Consider the following 17,193-nt stretch of genomic DNA (forward strand, 5'->3'; position numbering starts at 1 on the left):
ATCGTCGACACGCGGAGCTGACCACTCCGTGACCACCGACTCGCACGCCGCCTTACTGCAGACCCGGCTGACCGCGGCCCGTGACCGGGCCTTCGTGGGCAGGGAGGAGGAGCTGGAGCTGTTCAGAACCACCCTGGCCGGCGGCCCCGACAGCCGGCCGGTGCTCTATCTGCACGGGCCGGGCGGCATCGGCAAGTCGACGCTGCTGCACCGCTTCGCGGTGGAGGCGCAGCGCGCGGGACGTGCGGTCGTCACCGTGGACGGACGTGCGCTGGAGCCGACACCCGAGGCGTTCACCGCGGCAGCCGCCGCCGCGCTCACCGAGCCCGAGGCCGTCCTGCTGGTGGACACCTTCGAGCGGTGCCAGGGCCTGGAGGGCTGGCTGGTGCACCGGTTCCTGCCGCGGATCCCGCTGGGTACCACGGTGGTCGTCTCCGGCCGGGACGCGCCCAGCCCGCGCTGGACGGCGGACTCCGCCTGGACCGACCTGCTGCACACCGTGCCCCTGGGCGATCTCGCCCCTCACGAGGCGGCACTGCTGCTGCGGCGTCGCGGCGTACCGGAGCGGTTCCACGACGCGCTGCTGTGCTTCACCGGCGGCAACCCGCTGGCGCTGTCGCTCGCCGCGGCGGTGGCCGTGCGCGAAGGCGCCGCGTCAGCGGACTGGGCGCCGACGCAGGACGTCGTCTCGACGCTGCTGTGCCAGCTGGTGGGGGACCTGCCGGGGCCGGAGCACCGAAGGGCGCTGGAGGTGTGCGCGCACGCCCACGTCACCTCCGAGGCACTGCTGCGCTCAGTGCTGGGCGACCGTGCGACCGACCTGTTCGCGTGGCTGCGCCGGCAGCCGTTCGTGGAGTCCACCCACGCCGGGCTCTGCCCGCACGACGCGATCCGCGAAGCGCTCGGCGCGGATCTGCGCTGGCGCGACCCGGACGGCTTCGCCGACATGCACCGCCGACTGCTCCAGGCCCAGTTGGACAGGATCCGGACAGTGTCCGAGACGCAGCTGCTGCCCGCGGTCGCCGCCCTGCTGTTCCTGTACCGGACCGACCGGCAGCTGTCCCGGCTCCAGGTGTGGGACTGCGAGGGCCAGGTGCGGGAACTGCTCTACGAGCCCGCCCACCGGGAGCAGGTCCTGCGACTGGCCCGCCGGGCGGAGGGCGAGGACGCGGCGGCACTCGTCGCGTTCTGGCTGGACCGCTGTCCGGAGGCGTTCCGCGTCTACCGCTCCACGCGGCGCGACACCGTCGTCGCCTTCTCCGCCTGGCTGCGGATGCAGGAACCCGTCGGCACGGACGTGGACCCGGTCGTCGCCGCGGCCTGGACGCATGTGCGTGCGGCCGGACCGCTGCGCGCCGGGGACAGCGTGGGCATCGCCCGCTTCTCCGTCGCGCCGGAGGAGGACGCCGGAGCGACGGCGTCGCCCGATCTGATGCAGGTTCGGGCCCTCGGGGAGATCCTGCGGGCCGACCGGCTCGCCTGGTCGTTTGTCGTCACCCCTGCCGAGGGGCACGGCGACGGCCGCTTCCTGCACTTCGACATGCACTCCCTGCCCCACCGCCCGCAGACCGGCCACCGCACCCACCGGCTGCTCGCCCACGACTGGCGTACCCACCCGGTGGCGCCCTGGCTGGAGGAACGGACCAGGGTGATGCTCTCCGGTGCTCCCGACACGGGCACAACGTCCGACAACGGGCAGCTCACCGTGCTGTCCCGGGCGGAGTTCGACTCCGCCGTCCGCGACGCGCTGCGGGCCCTGCGCGACCCCGAGCAGCTGCGGCGGAACCCGCTCAGCCGCAGCCGCGTCGTCGTGGATCACGAGGTCAGCCTCGACACCGCCCTGCGGAACGCGGTCGAGGCGCTGCCGAAACAACGCGGCGGCGACAAGCAGCACCGCGCGCTGGCGACGACGTACCTGGCGGGCGCGCCCACCCAGGAGGCAGCCGCCCGGCGCCTGCAACTGCCGTTCAGCACCTACCGCAGGCACCTCAGTGCCGCCGTGCGGTGGGTGTGCGACTACCTGTGGCAGCAGGAGGTCAACGGCGCGGACGCTCCCCGTCCTGCCGAGTGCGGCCGCCGCCTCGACTCCGGTTCGGCGGCACCCGCCGGCTGGTAGCACCCGCCGACCTACGGCGGCCTCGGCCAGGCGGACGGGCAGGCGGACGGGCAGCCGGACGGGCAGTGCGGGCACCCGGCCGGGTGCCCGCACTGCCGAGCGGGGGCGAATCCCCTCCACCACTCCGACGAACCAGCCTGTTCCGTGCCGAAACCGGGTACACCGGGACGTCCACCCCGCGCGACGGCCGCACCGCCCGGCCCACCGTCCGTGCGCCGAACGGGCCGCGCAGAGCCTCCGGAGGAAGACGTCACGTGCGCACCAGCTCCCCGCCGCTCACGACCGACGACGGCACTCCCCCACCGCAGGCGCCGCCGGACGGGTGGCGGCGGGCCCACCGGGGGCTGCTGCTCGTCTGCGGCGGGTTCGCCCTGCTGTCCGCCGTGCTGGTGCCGCTGACCCTGCCACTCGGCTGGGACGAGCTCGTCTACGCCAGCCGCTTCGGGCCGTTCGGCCCCGCGACGCCGTTCAGCTCACCTCGCACCCGCGGCGTGCCGCTGCTGGTGGCGCCCGTCGCCTCCTGGAGCGACTCCCTCGTCCTGCTGCGGGTGTGGCTGCTGCTGCTGGCCGCCGCCGCGCTCTACCTGGGATTCCGGCCGTGGCTGAAGGTGCTGACGCGCCCGCACGCCGTCTGGGTGGCCGCGGCGCTGTACGGCACGCTGTGGGTGCCGCAGTTCTACGCCGCGTCCGCCATGCCCAACCACTACACCGCGATGGGCGCCGCCGCCGCGACGGGCTGCCTGCTCCAGCGGCGCCCGTGCCACTTCGGGGTGGTGGCCGGCCTGGCCGTGGTCACCCTGATGCGGCCCAACGACGGGGCCGCCGTCGCCGCGCCGCTGCTCATCGCCGCGGTGGCGGTCCCGGCCTGGCGAAGCCCGGGGCGGGTGGCGGGTGTGGTCGGCGGCGTCGCGGCCGGGTTCCTGCCATGGCTCGTCGAGGCCTACCAACGCTACGGCGGGGTGATGGAACGCCTCGCCGACGCCAGCGAGGTGCAGGGCGGCATGCGTCCGGTGTTCTCCGTCGTCCACCACCTGACCGCGCTGGACGGGCCGCTGCTGTGCCGGCCGTGCGAGGGGGACACCGTGCGGCTGTGGGCGGTCGAGTGGTGGGTGCTGCTCCCGGCCCTGGTCGCGTTCGGCCTGTGGGCCACCCGGCGCTCGGGCCGGGCGACGGCCCCGCTGTGGCTGGCCGTGGGCGTCGCGCTCGCGGCCTCGGTGCCGTACTTCTTCTTCGTGCCCTACGCGGCGCCGCGGTTCCTGCTGCCCGCCTACGCGCTGCTGGCACTGCCCGCCGCGCTCGGTCTGCTGGCCGCCGCGGACCGCGCACGCAGGTCGCGGCCGGCCGCCGCGGCGCTGGTGCTGGTGCTGCTCGGGCACCTCGCCGTCCAGGCGGGGCTCGCCTACCGGCACGGGAACATCCAGGAGAAGGTGCGCGGCGACTGGCGCAAGGTCGCGGCGGTCCTGCACGAGAACGGGGTGCGCCCCCCGTGTGTGGTCACCAGTGGCATCGGCACCATCCCGCTGGCGCACACCGCGGGCTGCACCTCGCTGGAGACCGACTGGGTGGAGGAGCCGGACGCGGTGATCCTGCGCGAGACCGAGCCCCCGCCCTGGGCGGAGGACTGGCCCCGCCACCCGGTGCCGGGCACCCACCAGCCGGGCTGGGCGGTCGTCATCCGCCGCTGACACCCGCCGGTCGGTACCGCCGCCCCCGGGAAGGGGCGGCACCCGCACCCGGGAAGGGGCGGCACGCAACGAGCAGGGCCCGTACGTCCGCCGTGAGGCGTTCGTACGGGCCCTGCTCCCGGCCGGGGCCGGTAGGTGCTCCAGGGAGCGTCAGGTCACTTGACGATCTTGGTGACCTGGCCGGCGCCCACAGTCCGGCCACCCTCACGGATGGCGAACTTGAGGCCTTCCTCCATGGCAACCGGCTGGATCAGGTTGACGGTCATGGAGGTGTTGTCGCCCGGCATGACCATCTCGGTGCCCTCGGGGAGGGTGACGACGCCGGTCACGTCCGTGGTACGGAAGTAGAACTGCGGGCGGTAGTTGTTGAAGAAGGGGGTGTGACGGCCACCCTCGTCCTTCGACAGGATGTAGGCCTGGGCCTCGAACTCGGTGTGCGGCGTGACCGAACCCGGCTTGATGATGACCTGGCCGCGCTCGACGTCCTCGCGCTTGATACCGCGAAGCAGCAGACCGACGTTCTCACCGGCCTGACCCTCGTCCAGCAGCTTCCGGAACATCTCGATGCCGGTCACCGTGGTGGTGGTCTTGTCCTGCTTGATGCCGATGATGTCGACGGTCTCGTTGACCTTCAGCACACCGCGCTCGATACGACCGGTGACGACGGTGCCGCGACCGGTGATCGTGAAGACGTCCTCGATGGGCATGAGGAACGGCTTCTCGGTGTCCCGCTCGGGCTCCGGGATCGACTCGTCCACAGCCTTCATCAGGTTGAGGACCGACTCGCCCCACTCCTTGTCGCCCTCGAGCGCCTTCAGAGCGGAGACCTTGACGACCGGCAGGTCGTCGCCCGGGAACTCGTACTCGGAGAGCAGCTCACGGACCTCGAGCTCGACGAGCTCCATGATCTCCTCGTCGTCCACCATGTCGGCCTTGTTCAGCGCGACAACGATGTACGGGACGCCGACCTGGCGGGCCAGGAGCACGTGCTCCTTGGTCTGCGGCATCGGGCCGTCGGTGGCGGCGACCACGAGGATGGCACCGTCCATCTGGGCGGCACCGGTGATCATGTTCTTGATGTAGTCCGCGTGACCCGGGCAGTCGACGTGGGCGTAGTGACGGCTCTCCGTCTGGTACTCGACGTGCGCGATGGAGATGGTGATACCGCGCTGGCGCTCCTCGGGAGCCTTGTCGATCTGGTCGAAGGCCGAGGCCTCGTTGAGGTCGGGAAACGCGTCATGCAGCACCTTGGTGATCGCCGCGGTAAGAGTCGTCTTACCGTGGTCGATGTGACCGATGGTGCCGATATTGACGTGCGGCTTAGTCCGCTCGAACTTCGCCTTCGCCACTGGGGTCCTCCTGTGGACTGGTGCTGTACGCCCCCCGCTCTTGCGGAAGGTTTTCAGGTGGTCGGTGAACCGGCCAGGACCCCGAGGGGGACGCCCTTGACCTGTTCGTATCTAGGGGCTGGCGCTCGGGGCGACCGGCGACTCCACGCTTTCGCGTGTTGTCGTCGGCGCCCCGGAGGCCTTTGCTACAGCCTAAGGGGTGAGATTACGGCGGCGAACCGACGTCACTCGCCCCGGACCTTCGCGATGATCTCCTCGCTGACGCTCCGGGGAACCTCCGCGTAGGAGTCAAACTGCATCGAGTAGCTCGCGCGACCGGAGGTCTTGCTCCGCAGGTCGCCGACGTAGCCGAACATCTCGGACAGCGGAACCAGGCCCGTGACGAGCTTGGCGCCACTGCGGTCCTCCATGGACTGCACCTGGCCACGACGCGAGTTGATGTCGCCGATCACGTCACCCATGTAGTCCTCGGGTGTGGTGACCTCGACCTTCATCATCGGCTCCAGCAGGGCCGGGCTGGCCTTGCGGGCGGCCTCCTTGAAGGCCATCGAACCGGCGATCTTGAAGGCCATCTCGGACGAGTCGACGTCGTGGTAGGCGCCGTCGAGCAGCGTCACCCGGACACCCGTGAGCGGGTAGCCGGCGAGCACGCCGAACTCCATGGCCTCCTGGCAGCCGGCGTCCACCGAGGGGATGTACTCCCGGGGGATGCGGCCACCGGTGACCTTGTTGACGAACTCGTAGCCGTCGCCCTCGAGCGGCTCGATGGCGATCTGCACCTTCGCGAACTGGCCGGAACCACCAGTCTGCTTCTTGTGCGTGTAGTCCAGCCGCTCGACGGGCTTGCGCAGCGTCTCGCGGTAGGCCACCTGCGGCTTGCCGACGTTCGCCTCGACCTTGAACTCGCGCCGCATGCGGTCGACGAGGACGTCGAGGTGAAGCTCGCCCATACCGGAGATGATGGTCTGGCCGGTCTCCTCGTCGGTCTTGACCTGGAAGGACGGGTCCTCCTCGGCCAGCCGCTGGATCGCGATGCCCAGCTTCTCCTGGTCGCCCTTGGACTTCGGCTCGATGGCGACCTCGATCACCGGGGCCGGGAACTCCATGGACTCCAGGATCACCGGGTTCGCCGCGTCGCAGAGGGTCTCGCCCGTGGTGGTCTGCTTCAGACCCATGACGGCGACGATGTCGCCGGCGCCCACAGCGTCGATCTCCTCACGCTTGTTGGCGTGCATCCGGTAGATCTTGCCGATGCGCTCCTTCTTGCCCTTCACGGAGTTCAGCACCTGGGTGCCGGTCTCCAGGCGACCGGAGTAGATCCGGACGAAGGTGAGCTTGCCGAGGTGCGGGTCGCTCATGATCTTGAACGCCAGCGCCGACATCGGCTCGTCCTCGGACGGCGTCCGACGGATGACCTCCTCGGAGTCCTTGACGGACTGACCCTCGACGGCCTCGATGTCGAGCGGCGACGGGAGGTAGCGCACCACGGCGTCGAGCAGGGGCTGGACGCCCTTGTTCTTGAACGCGGTACCGCAGAACACCGGGGTGACGGTGGTGGTGCCCTCGGCGCCGGTGGAGGCGAGGGTGACGCGGCGGATGGCCGCCATGAGCTGGTCCTCGGTGGGCTCGACGCCCTCGAGGTACAGCTCCATCATCTCCTCGTCGTGCTCCGCCACCGACTCGAGCAGCTTGCCGCGCCACTCGTCGGCCGCCTCGGTGTGCGTGTCCGGGATGTCGACGACGTCGTACGCCTCACCGAGCTTGGTGTCGGCCGACCACACGAGCGCCTTCATCTGGACGAGGTCGACCACGCCCTTGAAGTCCATCTCGGTGCCGATCGGCAGCTGCATGACCAGCGGCATCGCACCGAGGCGGTCGACGATCATGTCGACGCAGCGGTGGAACTCGGCACCGGTGCGGTCCAGCTTGTTGACGAAGCAGATCCGCGGCACGCCGTAGCGGTCCGCCTGACGCCACACCGTCTCCGACTGGGGCTCCACACCGGCGACACCGTCGAACACCGTGACGGCACCGTCGAGCACACGCAGCGAACGCTCCACCTCGACGGTGAAGTCGACGTGGCCCGGGGTGTCGATGATGTTGATGGTGTGGTCGACGTCGTTGAGCGGCCAGTGACAGGTCGTCGCGGCCGACGTGATGGTGATGCCGCGTTCCTGCTCCTGCGCCATCCAGTCCATCGTGGCGGCGCCGTCGTGGACCTCACCGATCTTGTAGCTGACGCCCGTGTAGTACAGGATCCGCTCGGTGGTCGTCGTCTTGCCCGCGTCGATGTGGGCCATGATCCCGATGTTGCGGACCCTGGCCAGGTCAAGTGAAGTGGTAGCCATAAGGCTTCGGTCTTCTCTCGGTCTCGATGGGGTAGCGACTACCAGCGGTAGTGCGCGAAGGCCTTGTTGGACTCGGCCATCTTGTGGGTGTCCTCACGCTTCTTCACGGCCGCGCCGAGGCCGTTGGAGGCGTCGAGCAGCTCGTTCATCAGCCGCTCGGTCATGGTCTTCTCGCGGCGGGCCCGCGAGTAGCCCACGAGCCAGCGCAGCGCGAGGGTGGAGGAGCGGCCGGGGCGGACCTCGACCGGCACCTGGTAGGTGGCGCCACCGACACGACGGGAGCGGACCTCGAGGGTCGGCTTCACGTTCTCGAGCGCGCGCTTGAGCGTGATGACCGGGTCGTTGCCCGACTTCTCACGCAGACCCTCCATGGCGCCGTAGACGATGCGCTCCGCGGTGGAGCGCTTGCCGTTGAGCAGCACCTTGTTGATGAGGGACGTCACCAGAGGAGAGCCGTAGACCGGGTCGATGTGGACCGGGCGCTTCGGGGCAGGGCCCTTACGAGGCATTCTTACTTCTCCTTCTTGGCGCCGTAGCGGCTGCGAGCCTGCTTGCGGTTCTTGACGCCCTGCGTGTCGAGGGAGCCGCGAATGATCTTGTAGCGAACACCCGGCAGGTCCTTCACACGGCCGCCGCGCACGAGCACGATGGAGTGCTCCTGCAGGTTGTGGCCCTCGCCCGGAATGTAGGCCGTGACCTCGATCCCGCTGGTCAGACGCACACGCGCGACCTTACGCAGGGCCGAGTTCGGCTTCTTCGGGGTGGTGGTGAAGACACGCGTGCAGACGCCGCGACGCTGGGGCGAACCCTCGAGCGCGGGCGTCTTGTTCTTCTCGACCTTGTCCTGCCGGCCCTTGCGGACCAGCTGCTGGATCGTGGGCACAGTTTCTCCGGTTTCTGTGTGCCGTCTCGGTGAAGCTAACCTGGGCCACATCTCCGACCCACGCGGTCGGGTGTGTCGAATGCTGCACGGTCCCGCTGTGGGTGGGAGATGCAGAAATCGGCCTCGCCTGCTGGGCTTCTCGCGCTTGATCGGGCGCGTGCAGAAGCGCAGGGGATACCCCAGGCACAAGGTCAGAGCGTACCTACCGCATCGGCTGCGGTCAAAAGCGAAGGAACACGCACAGCCCCGCCACCGGTTTCCCCGCCCGCGCGCACGCGGGCGGGCGGCGTTCAGGAGCCCGCGGCGAAGCCCACGACGAACAGCATCATCAGCGCGGCGAACCCGAGCGCCAGGTAGCCCAGCACCAGGCCGGCCACCGCGTAACCGTCGCCGCGCTCACCGGTCCGCCGGATGTCGGCACGCGCCTTGTGCCCCAGGACGACCGCCGGGATCGCCGTCACCCCCCAGGTGAACGGGGTGAGGATGCCGCAGACCAGCGCCGCGGTGGCGCTGCCGTTGGTGACGCTCACAGGAGGCGGCACCGGCGCCCAGAAGGTGGCGGGAACGGGCTGGCTCTGCATCTGCGGCAGCGGGACCGGCCCCTGGGGCAGGTCCGCGATGAGGGGCTGCAGCTCGCCGTAGGTGCCCGCCTGGTGCAGCAGGTGCAGCCGCCGCTCGTACTCGGAGTGGCCGAGTCTGCCCTCGGCGTATCCGGCCTTCAGCACGTCCGCGGCCCGCTCCCGGTCCGCGTCGGACGCACGCATCATCGGGGTGCCCGGCTGGCCGCCGGCCTGGGCGCCCTGGGCGTACGGGACCGGCGGTCCGGGCCGGCCGTGGTGGCCGCCCTTCCCGTAGGGCTCCGGTGGACCGAACTGCCCGCCTTGCCAGTGGAGCGACATCCACAGCACCTCCCCGCATAGCGCACGTACAGCCCGGCGTCTCCCATTGTCCTTGACGCACGGGGGGATCGCCGGGTTCCCCGGCCACGGATCCGTCACAAGCCGCGGACATGCCGCAGGGCGGCTCCCCCGGAGGGGAACCGCCCTGCGCCAGCGAACCGCGAACCGCGAACCGCGAACCGCGAGATACTGCCTACTGGTTGTACGGACCGTAGTCGTAGTCCTCCAGCGGGACCGCCTGGCCGGAGCCGGTGCCGAAGGGCGAGTAGTCGATGTCGTCGTAACCGACGGCCGAGTACATCGCGGCCTTCGCCTCCTCGGTGGGCTCGACCCGGATGTTGCGGTAGCGGGACAGGCCCGTACCGGCCGGGATGAGCTTGCCGATGATGACGTTCTCCTTGAGGCCGATCAGGGAGTCCGACTTGGCGTTGATCGCCGCGTCGGTGAGGACCCTGGTCGTCTCCTGGAAGGACGCCGCCGACAGCCACGACTCGGTGGCCAGCGACGCCTTGGTGATACCCATCAGCTGCGGACGGCCGGAGGCCGGGTGGCCGCCTTCCGTGACCACACGACGGTTCTCGCCCTCGAACTTCGACCGCTCCACCAGCTCGCCGGGCAGCAGCTCCGCGTCGCCGGACTCGATGATCGTCACACGGCGCAGCATCTGCCGGATGATGATCTCGATGTGCTTGTCGTGGATCGACACGCCCTGCGAGTTGTAGACCTTCTGCACCTCGCCGACCAGGTGGACCTGGACGGCGCGCTGGCCGAGGATGCGCAGCACGTCGTGCGGGTTGACCGCACCGACCGTGAGCGGCTGGCCGACGGTGACGTGGTCACCCTCGCCCACCAGCAGGCGCGAGCGCTTCGAGACGGCGTACGGCATCTCCTCGGAGCCGTCGTCGGGGGTGACGACGACCTTGCGGGTCTTCTCGGTCTCGTCGATGCGGACCCGGCCCGCGGCCTCCGAGATCGGGGCCACACCCTTGGGGGTACGGGCCTCGAAGAGCTCGACGACACGCGGCAGACCCTGCGTGATGTCGTCACCTGCCACACCACCGGTGTGGAAGGTGCGCATCGTCAGCTGGGTGCCGGGCTCACCGATCGACTGGGCCGCGATGATGCCGACGGCCTCGCCGATGTCCACCAGCTTGCCGGTGGCCAGCGAACGGCCGTAGCACATGGCGCAGGTGCCGACGGCGGACTCGCAGGTGAGGACCGAGCGGGTCTTGACGGTGTCGACACCGTGGCGGACCAGCTCGTCGATGAGCACGTCGCCCAGGTCGGTGCCGGCCGGGGCCAGTACCTTGCCGTCGATGACGATGTCCTCGGCGAGGCAGCGCGCGTACACGCTGGTCTCGGCGTCGTCCGCCTTGCGCAGCACGCCGTCGGCGCCCTTCGCGGCGAACGACAGCTTGAGGCCGCGCTCGGTGCCGCAGTCCTCCTCGCGGATGATGACGTCCTGCGAGACGTCCACCAGACGACGGGTCAGGTAACCCGAGTCGGCGGTACGCAGCGCGGTGTCCGCGAGGCCCTTACGGGCACCGTGCGTGGAGATGAAGTACTCCAGCACGGACAGACCCTCGCGGAACGACGCCTTGATCGGCCGCGGGATGGTCTCGTTCTTCGCGTTGGACACCAGACCGCGCATACCCGCGATCTGCCGCATCTGCATCATGTTTCCGCGAGCGCCCGAGTCGACCATCATGAAGATGGGGTTCGTCTTGGGGAAGTTCGCGTTCATCGCCTCGGCGACCTCGTTGGTCGCCTTGGTCCAGATCGCGATCAGCTCCTGCGACCGCTCGTCCTTGGTGATCAGACCGCGCTCGTACTGCTTCTGGACCTTCTCGTCCTGCGCTTCGTAGCCGAGGATGATGTCCTTCTTGGCCTCGGGCACGACCACGTCGGAGATGGCGATGGTCACACCGGACCGGGTGGCCCAGAAGTAACCGGCCGCCTTGAGGTTGTCCAGCGTCGCGGCGACCGTGACCTTGGGGTACCGCTCGGCCAGGTCGTTGACGATCTGGGAGAGCTGCTTCTTGCCGACGGTGTAGTCGACGAAGGAGTACTCCTCGGGCAGCAGCTCGTTGAACAGCGCCCGGCCCAGCGTCGTGACCAGGCGGAACGAGTCGCCCGGCTGCCACTCCGACTCGCCGTCCTCCGGCGCCGGCGGCGTCCAGCCCAGCGGGGGCTGGGTGCCGACGGGGAAGCGGATGTCGACCTTCGCCTGGAGGGACAGCTCTCCCGCGTCGAACGCCATGATCGCTTCGGCGGTGGACGAGAACGACCTGCCGTCGCCCTTGGTGACCCGCTCCGCCTCGTCGGTGGTGAGGAAGAACAGACCCAGCACCATGTCCTGCGTGGGCATGGTGACCGGGCGGCCGTCCGCCGGCTTGAGGATGTTGTTCGAGGACAGCATCAGGATGCGGGCCTCGGCCTGCGCCTCCGCGGACAGCGGAAGGTGCACGGCCATCTGGTCGCCGTCGAAGTCCGCGTTGAACGCGGTGCACACGAGCGGGTGGATCTGGATGGCCTTGCCCTCGACCAGCTGCGGCTCGAAGGCCTGGATGCCCAGGCGGTGCAGGGTCGGTGCGCGGTTCAGCAGCACCGGGTGCTCGGCGATGACCTCTTCGAGCACGTCGTACACCACGGTGCGCTGGCGCTCGACCATGCGCTTGGCCGACTTGATGTTCTGCGCGTGGTTGAGGTCCACCAGGCGCTTCATCACGAACGGCTTGAACAGCTCCAGCGCCATCGCCTTCGGCAGACCGCACTGGTGCAGCTTGAGCTGCGGGCCGACGACGATGACCGAACGGGCCGAGTAGTCGACGCGCTTGCCGAGCAGGTTCTGCCGGAAGCGGCCCTGCTTGCCCTTGAGCATGTCGCTCAGGGACTTCAGCGGACGGTTGCCGGGACCGGTGACCGGACGACCGCGGCGGCCGTTGTCGAACAGCGCGTCGACGGCCTCCTGGAGCATCCGCTTCTCGTTGTTCACGATGATCTCGGGCGCACCGAGGTCGAGCAGGCGCTTCAGGCGGTTGTTCCGGTTGATCACGCGGCGGTACAGGTCGTTCAGGTCGGAGGTCGCGAAGCGGCCACCGTCCAGCTGCACCATCGGACGCAGGTCCGGCGGGATGACCGGCACGCAGTCCAGCACCATGCCCTTGGGGCTGTTGCGGGTCTGCAGGAACGCGGAGACGACCTTGAGGCGCTTGAGCGCGCGGGTCTTCTTCTGCCCCTTGCCGGTGCGGATGATCTCGCGGAGCTTCTCGGCCTCCTCGTCGAGGTCGAAGGTCTCCAGGCGCTTCTGCAGCGCCGCGGCACCCATCGAACCGTCGAAGTAGGTGCCGAAGCGGTCACGCAGCTCGCGGTAGAGAAGCTCGTCGCCTTCGAGGTCCTGGACCTTGAGGCTCTTGAAGCGGTTCCACACCTCGTCGAGACGGTCGATCTCGCGCTGGGCGCGGTCGCGCAGCTGCTTCATCTCGCGCTCGGCGCCCTCGCGCACCTTGCGGCGCACGTCCGCCTTGGCGCCCTCGGCCTCCAGCTCTGCGAGGTCGGACTCCTGCTTCTTCGCCCGGTTCTCCAGGTCGGAGTCGCGGCGCTGCTCGATCTGCTGGCGCTCGACGGAGACGTGGGCCTCCAGCGACGGCAGGTCGCGCGTGCGGCGCTCCTCGTCCACGTACGTGATCATGTACGCGGCGAAGTAGATGACCTTCTCAAGGTCCTTCGGGGCGAGGTCGAGCAGGTAGCCCAGCCGCGACGGAACGCCCTTGAAGTACCAGATGTGGGTGACGGGGGCGGCAAGTTCGATGTGCCCCATCCGCTCACGGCGCACCTTGGCGCGGGTCACCTCGACGCCGCAGCGCTCACAGATGATGCCCTTGAAGCGGACTCGCTTGTACTTGCCGCAGTAGCACTCCCAGTCCCGGGTCGGACCGAAGATCTTCTCGCAGAAGAGTCCGTCCTTCTCGGGCTTGAGGGTGCGGTAGTTGATGGTCTCCGGCTTCTTGACCTCGCCGTGGGACCACTGACGAATGTCGTCAGCGGTGGCCAGGCCGATCCGCAGCTCGTCGAAGAAGTTGACGTCGAGCACTCTCGTCAATCCCTCTCAGGGTCGTGTCAATCAATGGTCTGAACGGGGGTCCGGGGAGAGAGCCGGGGGACACATACCGCAGTCTCCTGCGGGTGTCCCCCGGCCAGCCCGTCAGACCTCTTCGACGCTGCTCGGCTCCCGCCGGGACAGGTCGATACCGAGCTCTTCCGCGGCGCGGAAGACGTCCTCATCGGTGTCACGCATCTCGATGGACATGCCGTCCGAGGACAGCACCTCCACGTTGAGGCACAGTGACTGCATCTCCTTGATCAGCACCTTGAACGACTCGGGGATGCCGGGCTCGGGGATGTTCTCGCCCTTGACGATGGCCTCGTAGACCTTCACGCGGCCGGTGACGTCGTCGGACTTGATGGTCAGCAGCTCCTGGAGGGCGTAGGCGGCGCCGTACGCCTCAAGTGCCCACACCTCCATCTCGCCGAACCGCTGGCCACCGAACTGGGCCTTACCACCCAGCGGCTGCTGGGTGATCATGCTGTACGGGCCGGTCGAACGGGCGTGGAGCTTGTCGTCGACCAGGTGGTGCAGCTTCAGGATGTACATGTACCCGACCGAGACCGGCTCCGGGAACGGCTCACCGGAGCGGCCGTCGTAGAGCTGGGCCTTGCCGGACGGCTGGACCAGGCGGTCGCCGTCGCGGTTGGGCAGCGTGTGGCCGAACAGGCCGGCCAGCTCGTCCTCGCGGGCGCCGTCGAACACCGGGGTGGCGACGTTGGTACCGGGCTGGACGTCGTCCGCGCCGATCGCCTTGAGGCGCTCCATCCACTCCTCGTTGCCCTCGACCTTCCAGCCGCGGGACGCGAGCCAGCCCAGGTGGATCTCCAGGACCTGGCCCGGGTTCATCCGGGAGGGGACGCCGAGCGGGTTGAGGATGATGTCGACCGGGGTGCCGTCCTCCAGGAACGGCATGTCCTCGACCGGCAGGATCTTCGAGATGACGCCCTTGTTGCCGTGACGGCCGGCGAGCTTGTCACCGTCGGTGATCTTGCGCTTCTGGGCGACGTAGACGCGGACCAGCTGGTTCACGCCGGGGGGGAGCTCGTCGCCCTCCTCGCGGTCGAAGAGACGCACGCCGATGACCTTGCCGGTCTCACCGTGCGGCACCTTCAGCGAGGTGTCGCGGACCTCACGGGCCTTCTCACCGAAGATGGCGCGCAGCAGGCGCTCCTCCGGCGTCAGCTCGGTCTCGCCCTTGGGCGTGACCTTGCCGACCAGGATGTCCCCGGCCTCGACCTCGGCACCGATGCGGATGATGCCGCGCTCGTCGAGGTCGGCCAGGACCTCCTCGGAGACGTTCGGGATGTCCCGGGTGATCTCCTCGGGGCCCAGCTTGGTGTCCCGGGCGTCGACCTCGTGCTCCTCGATGTGGATCGAGGAGAGCACGTCGTCCTGCACGAGGCGCTGCGACAGGATGATCGCGTCCTCGTAGTTGTAGCCCTCCCACGGCATGAAGGCCACGAGCAGGTTCTTGCCGAGCGCCATCTCACCTTCTTCGGTGGACGGGCCGTCGGCCAGCACCTGGCCCTCGATGACGCGGTCGCCCTCGTCCACGAGCACCTTCTGGTTGAAGGAGGTGCCCTGGTTGGACCGGTAGAACTTGGCGATCCGGTACGTGGTGTACGTGCCGTCGTCGTTGGCGACCGTGACGTAGTCCGCGGAGACCTCCTGGACCACACCGTCCTTCTCGGCCTTGATGACGTCGCCGGCGTCGACCGCGCAGCGGTACTCCATGCCGGTGCCGACCAGCGGGGCCTCCGCCTTCAGCAGCGGCACCGCCTGCCGCATCATGTTGGAGCCCATGAGCGCGCGGTTGGCGTCGTCGTGCTCCAGGAAGGGGATCATGGCCGTCGCGACCGACACCATCTGGCGCGGCGAGACGTCCATGTAGTCGACCTCGGTGCCCGGGATGTAGTCGATCTCGCCGCCGCGGCGGCGGACCAGTACCCGGTTCTCGGCGAAGGTCATCTCGTCGGTGAGCGGCGCGTTGGCCTGCGCGATGACGAAGCGGTCCTCCTCGTCGGCGGTCAGGTAGTGCGCCTCGTCGGTGACGACACCGTCGACGACCCGGCGGTACGGGGTCTCCACGAAGCCGAAGGCGTTGACCCGGCCGTAGGAGGCGAGCGAGCCGATCAGACCGATGTTCGGTCCTTCCGGCGTCTCGATCGGGCACATGCGGCCGTAGTGCGAGGGGTGCACGTCACGGACCTCGAAGCCGGCCCGCTCACGGCTCAGACCACCGGGGCCCAGCGCGGACAGACGGCGCTTGTGGGTCAGGCCCGACAGCGGGTTCGTCTGGTCCATGAACTGGGACAGCTGGCTGGTGCCGAAGAACTCCTTGATGGAGGCGACGACCGGCCGGATGTTGATCAGGGTCTGCGGCGTGATCGCCTCGACGTCCTGGGTCGTCATCCGCTCGCGGACCACACGCTCCATCCGGGCCAGGCCGGTACGCACCTGGTTCTGGATGAGCTCGCCGACGTTGCGCAGGCGGCGGTTGCCGAAGTGGTCGATGTCGTCGGTCTCGACGACGATCGAGTCACCCTCGGCGCTGACCGTCTCGGTCTCGCCGGCGTGCAGCTTCACCAGGTACTTGATCGTGGCGATGATGTCGGCGTTGGTGAGCACGCCGGAGTTCAGCGGCTCGTCACCGCCGAGCTTCTTGTTGATCTTGTACCGGCCGACCTTGGCCAGGTCGTAGCGCTTCGGGTTGAAGTAGAGGTTCTCCAACAGCGTCTGCGCGGCCTCCTTGGTCGGCGGCTCGCCCGGACGCAGCTTGCGGTAGATGTCGAGCAGCGCGTCGTCCTGACCCTGGGTGTGGTCCTTCTCCAGGGTGGCGCGCATGGACTCGTACTGGCCGAACTCCTCGAGGATCTGCTCGGTGGTCCAGCCGAGCGCCTTGAGCAGGACGGTGACGGACTGCTTGCGCTTGCGGTCGACGCGGACGCCGACCATGTCGCGCTTGTCGATCTCCATCTCCAGCCAGGCACCCCGGGACGGGATGATCTTGGCGGAGAAGATGTCCTTGTCGGACGTCTTGTCGATGGAGCTGTCGAAGTAGACGCCAGGTGAGCGGACCAGCTGCGACACGACGACACGCTCGGTGCCGTTGATGCAGAAGGTGCCCTTGTTCGTCATGAGCGGGAAGTCGCCCATGAAGACGGTCTGGGACTTGATCTCACCGGTCTCGTTGTTGGTGAACTCAGCCGTGACGAAGAGCGGGGCGGCGTACGTGAAGTCGCGCTCCTTGCACTCGTCGATGGAGTTCTTGGGCGGCTCGAAACGGTGGTCGCGGAAGGTCAGGGACATCGACCCGGAGAAGTCCTCGATCGGGGAGATCTCCTCGAAGATCTCCTCCAGACCGGACTTCGTGGGGACGTCCTGCCCGCTGTCCAGCGCAGCCTCGACGCGGCTCTTCCATGCCTCGTTGCCGAGCAGCCAGTCAAAGCTCTCGGTTTGGAGCGCAAGGAGGTTGGGAACCCCGAGGGGCTCCTTGATCTTTGCAAAAGAGATACGCAGCGGGGCGGTGCTGGCGCCGTTGTTCGAATTGACGGTCGAGGCGTTGCGCGAGGCGGCCAAGAGGGGGTCCTTCCGAGGGCTCGGACTCACTACGCGCATACCGGTGCCCCCGGGTGACGGCAGGGGCGACTAACAGGCAGCGCAAAGAGTCAGTGTAGCCACAAGGCACACTGATGTCCAGAACGGAATTCCGGAGATCGGCGCAGGGCCTCTCTCTCCCTCCGGGAGGGGTCTCCCCCTCGTTGTTGTCAGCTGCGTGAGCTGCGTTGCCGGCCTGCTCTTCGTC

Annotated in this window: 9 protein-coding genes; 2 read left to right on the forward strand and 7 right to left on the reverse strand. The window is 68.8% G+C overall.

The annotated features are described in order from the left end of the window. Positions 1–28: 28 nt before the first annotated feature. Together QNO07_RS05645 and QNO07_RS05650 are read left to right on the forward strand one after the other, a co-directional pair. Positions 29–2,116, forward strand: coding sequence for an AAA family ATPase (locus tag QNO07_RS05645; RefSeq protein ID WP_283990421.1), 2,088 nt, complete (start codon positions 29–31; stop codon positions 2,114–2,116). 254 nt (positions 2,117–2,370) lie between these two features. Beyond that, positions 2,371–3,801, forward strand: a complete 1,431-nt coding sequence (locus QNO07_RS05650) for a hypothetical protein (RefSeq protein ID WP_283990422.1) — start codon at positions 2,371–2,373, stop codon at positions 3,799–3,801. Positions 3,802–3,956: 155 nt separating this feature from the next. On the opposite strand, the gene tuf is transcribed toward QNO07_RS05650, so the two are convergent. The 7 genes from tuf to rpoB all read right to left on the reverse strand — a co-directional run bounded on the left by tuf (position 3,957) and on the right by rpoB (position 16,967). Beyond that, positions 3,957–5,150: an elongation factor Tu gene (gene tuf / locus QNO07_RS05655; protein ID WP_283990424.1), complete on the reverse strand. Its 1,194-nt coding sequence runs from the start codon at positions 5,148–5,150 to the stop codon at positions 3,957–3,959. Positions 5,151–5,374: 224 nt separating this feature from the next. Further along, positions 5,375–7,498 carry an elongation factor G gene (fusA, locus tag QNO07_RS05660; protein WP_283990425.1) on the reverse strand — a complete coding sequence of 708 codons (2,124 nt, stop codon included), beginning with the start codon at positions 7,496–7,498 and terminating at the stop codon, positions 5,375–5,377. A gap of 38 nt (positions 7,499–7,536) precedes the next feature. Beyond that, positions 7,537–8,007: a 30S ribosomal protein S7 gene (gene rpsG, locus QNO07_RS05665; protein ID WP_283990426.1), complete on the reverse strand. Its 471-nt coding sequence runs from the start codon at positions 8,005–8,007 to the stop codon at positions 7,537–7,539. 2 nt (positions 8,008–8,009) lie between these two features. Continuing rightward, the gene (gene rpsL / locus QNO07_RS05670) at positions 8,010–8,381 is read right to left on the reverse strand and encodes a 30S ribosomal protein S12 (RefSeq protein ID WP_003948652.1); all 372 of its coding nucleotides are present in this window, start codon (positions 8,379–8,381) and stop codon (positions 8,010–8,012) included. A gap of 290 nt (positions 8,382–8,671) precedes the next feature. Beyond that, positions 8,672–9,145 (reverse strand): DUF1707 and DUF4190 domain-containing protein, encoded by a 474-nt coding sequence (locus QNO07_RS05675; RefSeq protein ID WP_283990529.1) that lies wholly within the window; start codon positions 9,143–9,145, stop codon positions 8,672–8,674. Positions 9,146–9,473: 328 nt separating this feature from the next. Further along, entirely contained in the window at positions 9,474–13,373 is a 3,900-nt protein-coding gene (locus QNO07_RS05680; RefSeq protein ID WP_283990530.1) for a DNA-directed RNA polymerase subunit beta', read from the reverse strand. Between the two features lie 111 nt (positions 13,374–13,484). Then, positions 13,485–16,967, reverse strand: a complete 3,483-nt coding sequence (gene rpoB, locus QNO07_RS05685) for a DNA-directed RNA polymerase subunit beta (protein ID WP_283990427.1) — start codon at positions 16,965–16,967, stop codon at positions 13,485–13,487. Positions 16,968–17,193: the final 226 nt, after the last annotated feature.

Source organism: Streptomyces sp. 549 (genome assembly GCF_030124175.1).
GTDB lineage: Bacteria > Actinomycetota > Actinomycetes > Streptomycetales > Streptomycetaceae > Streptomyces.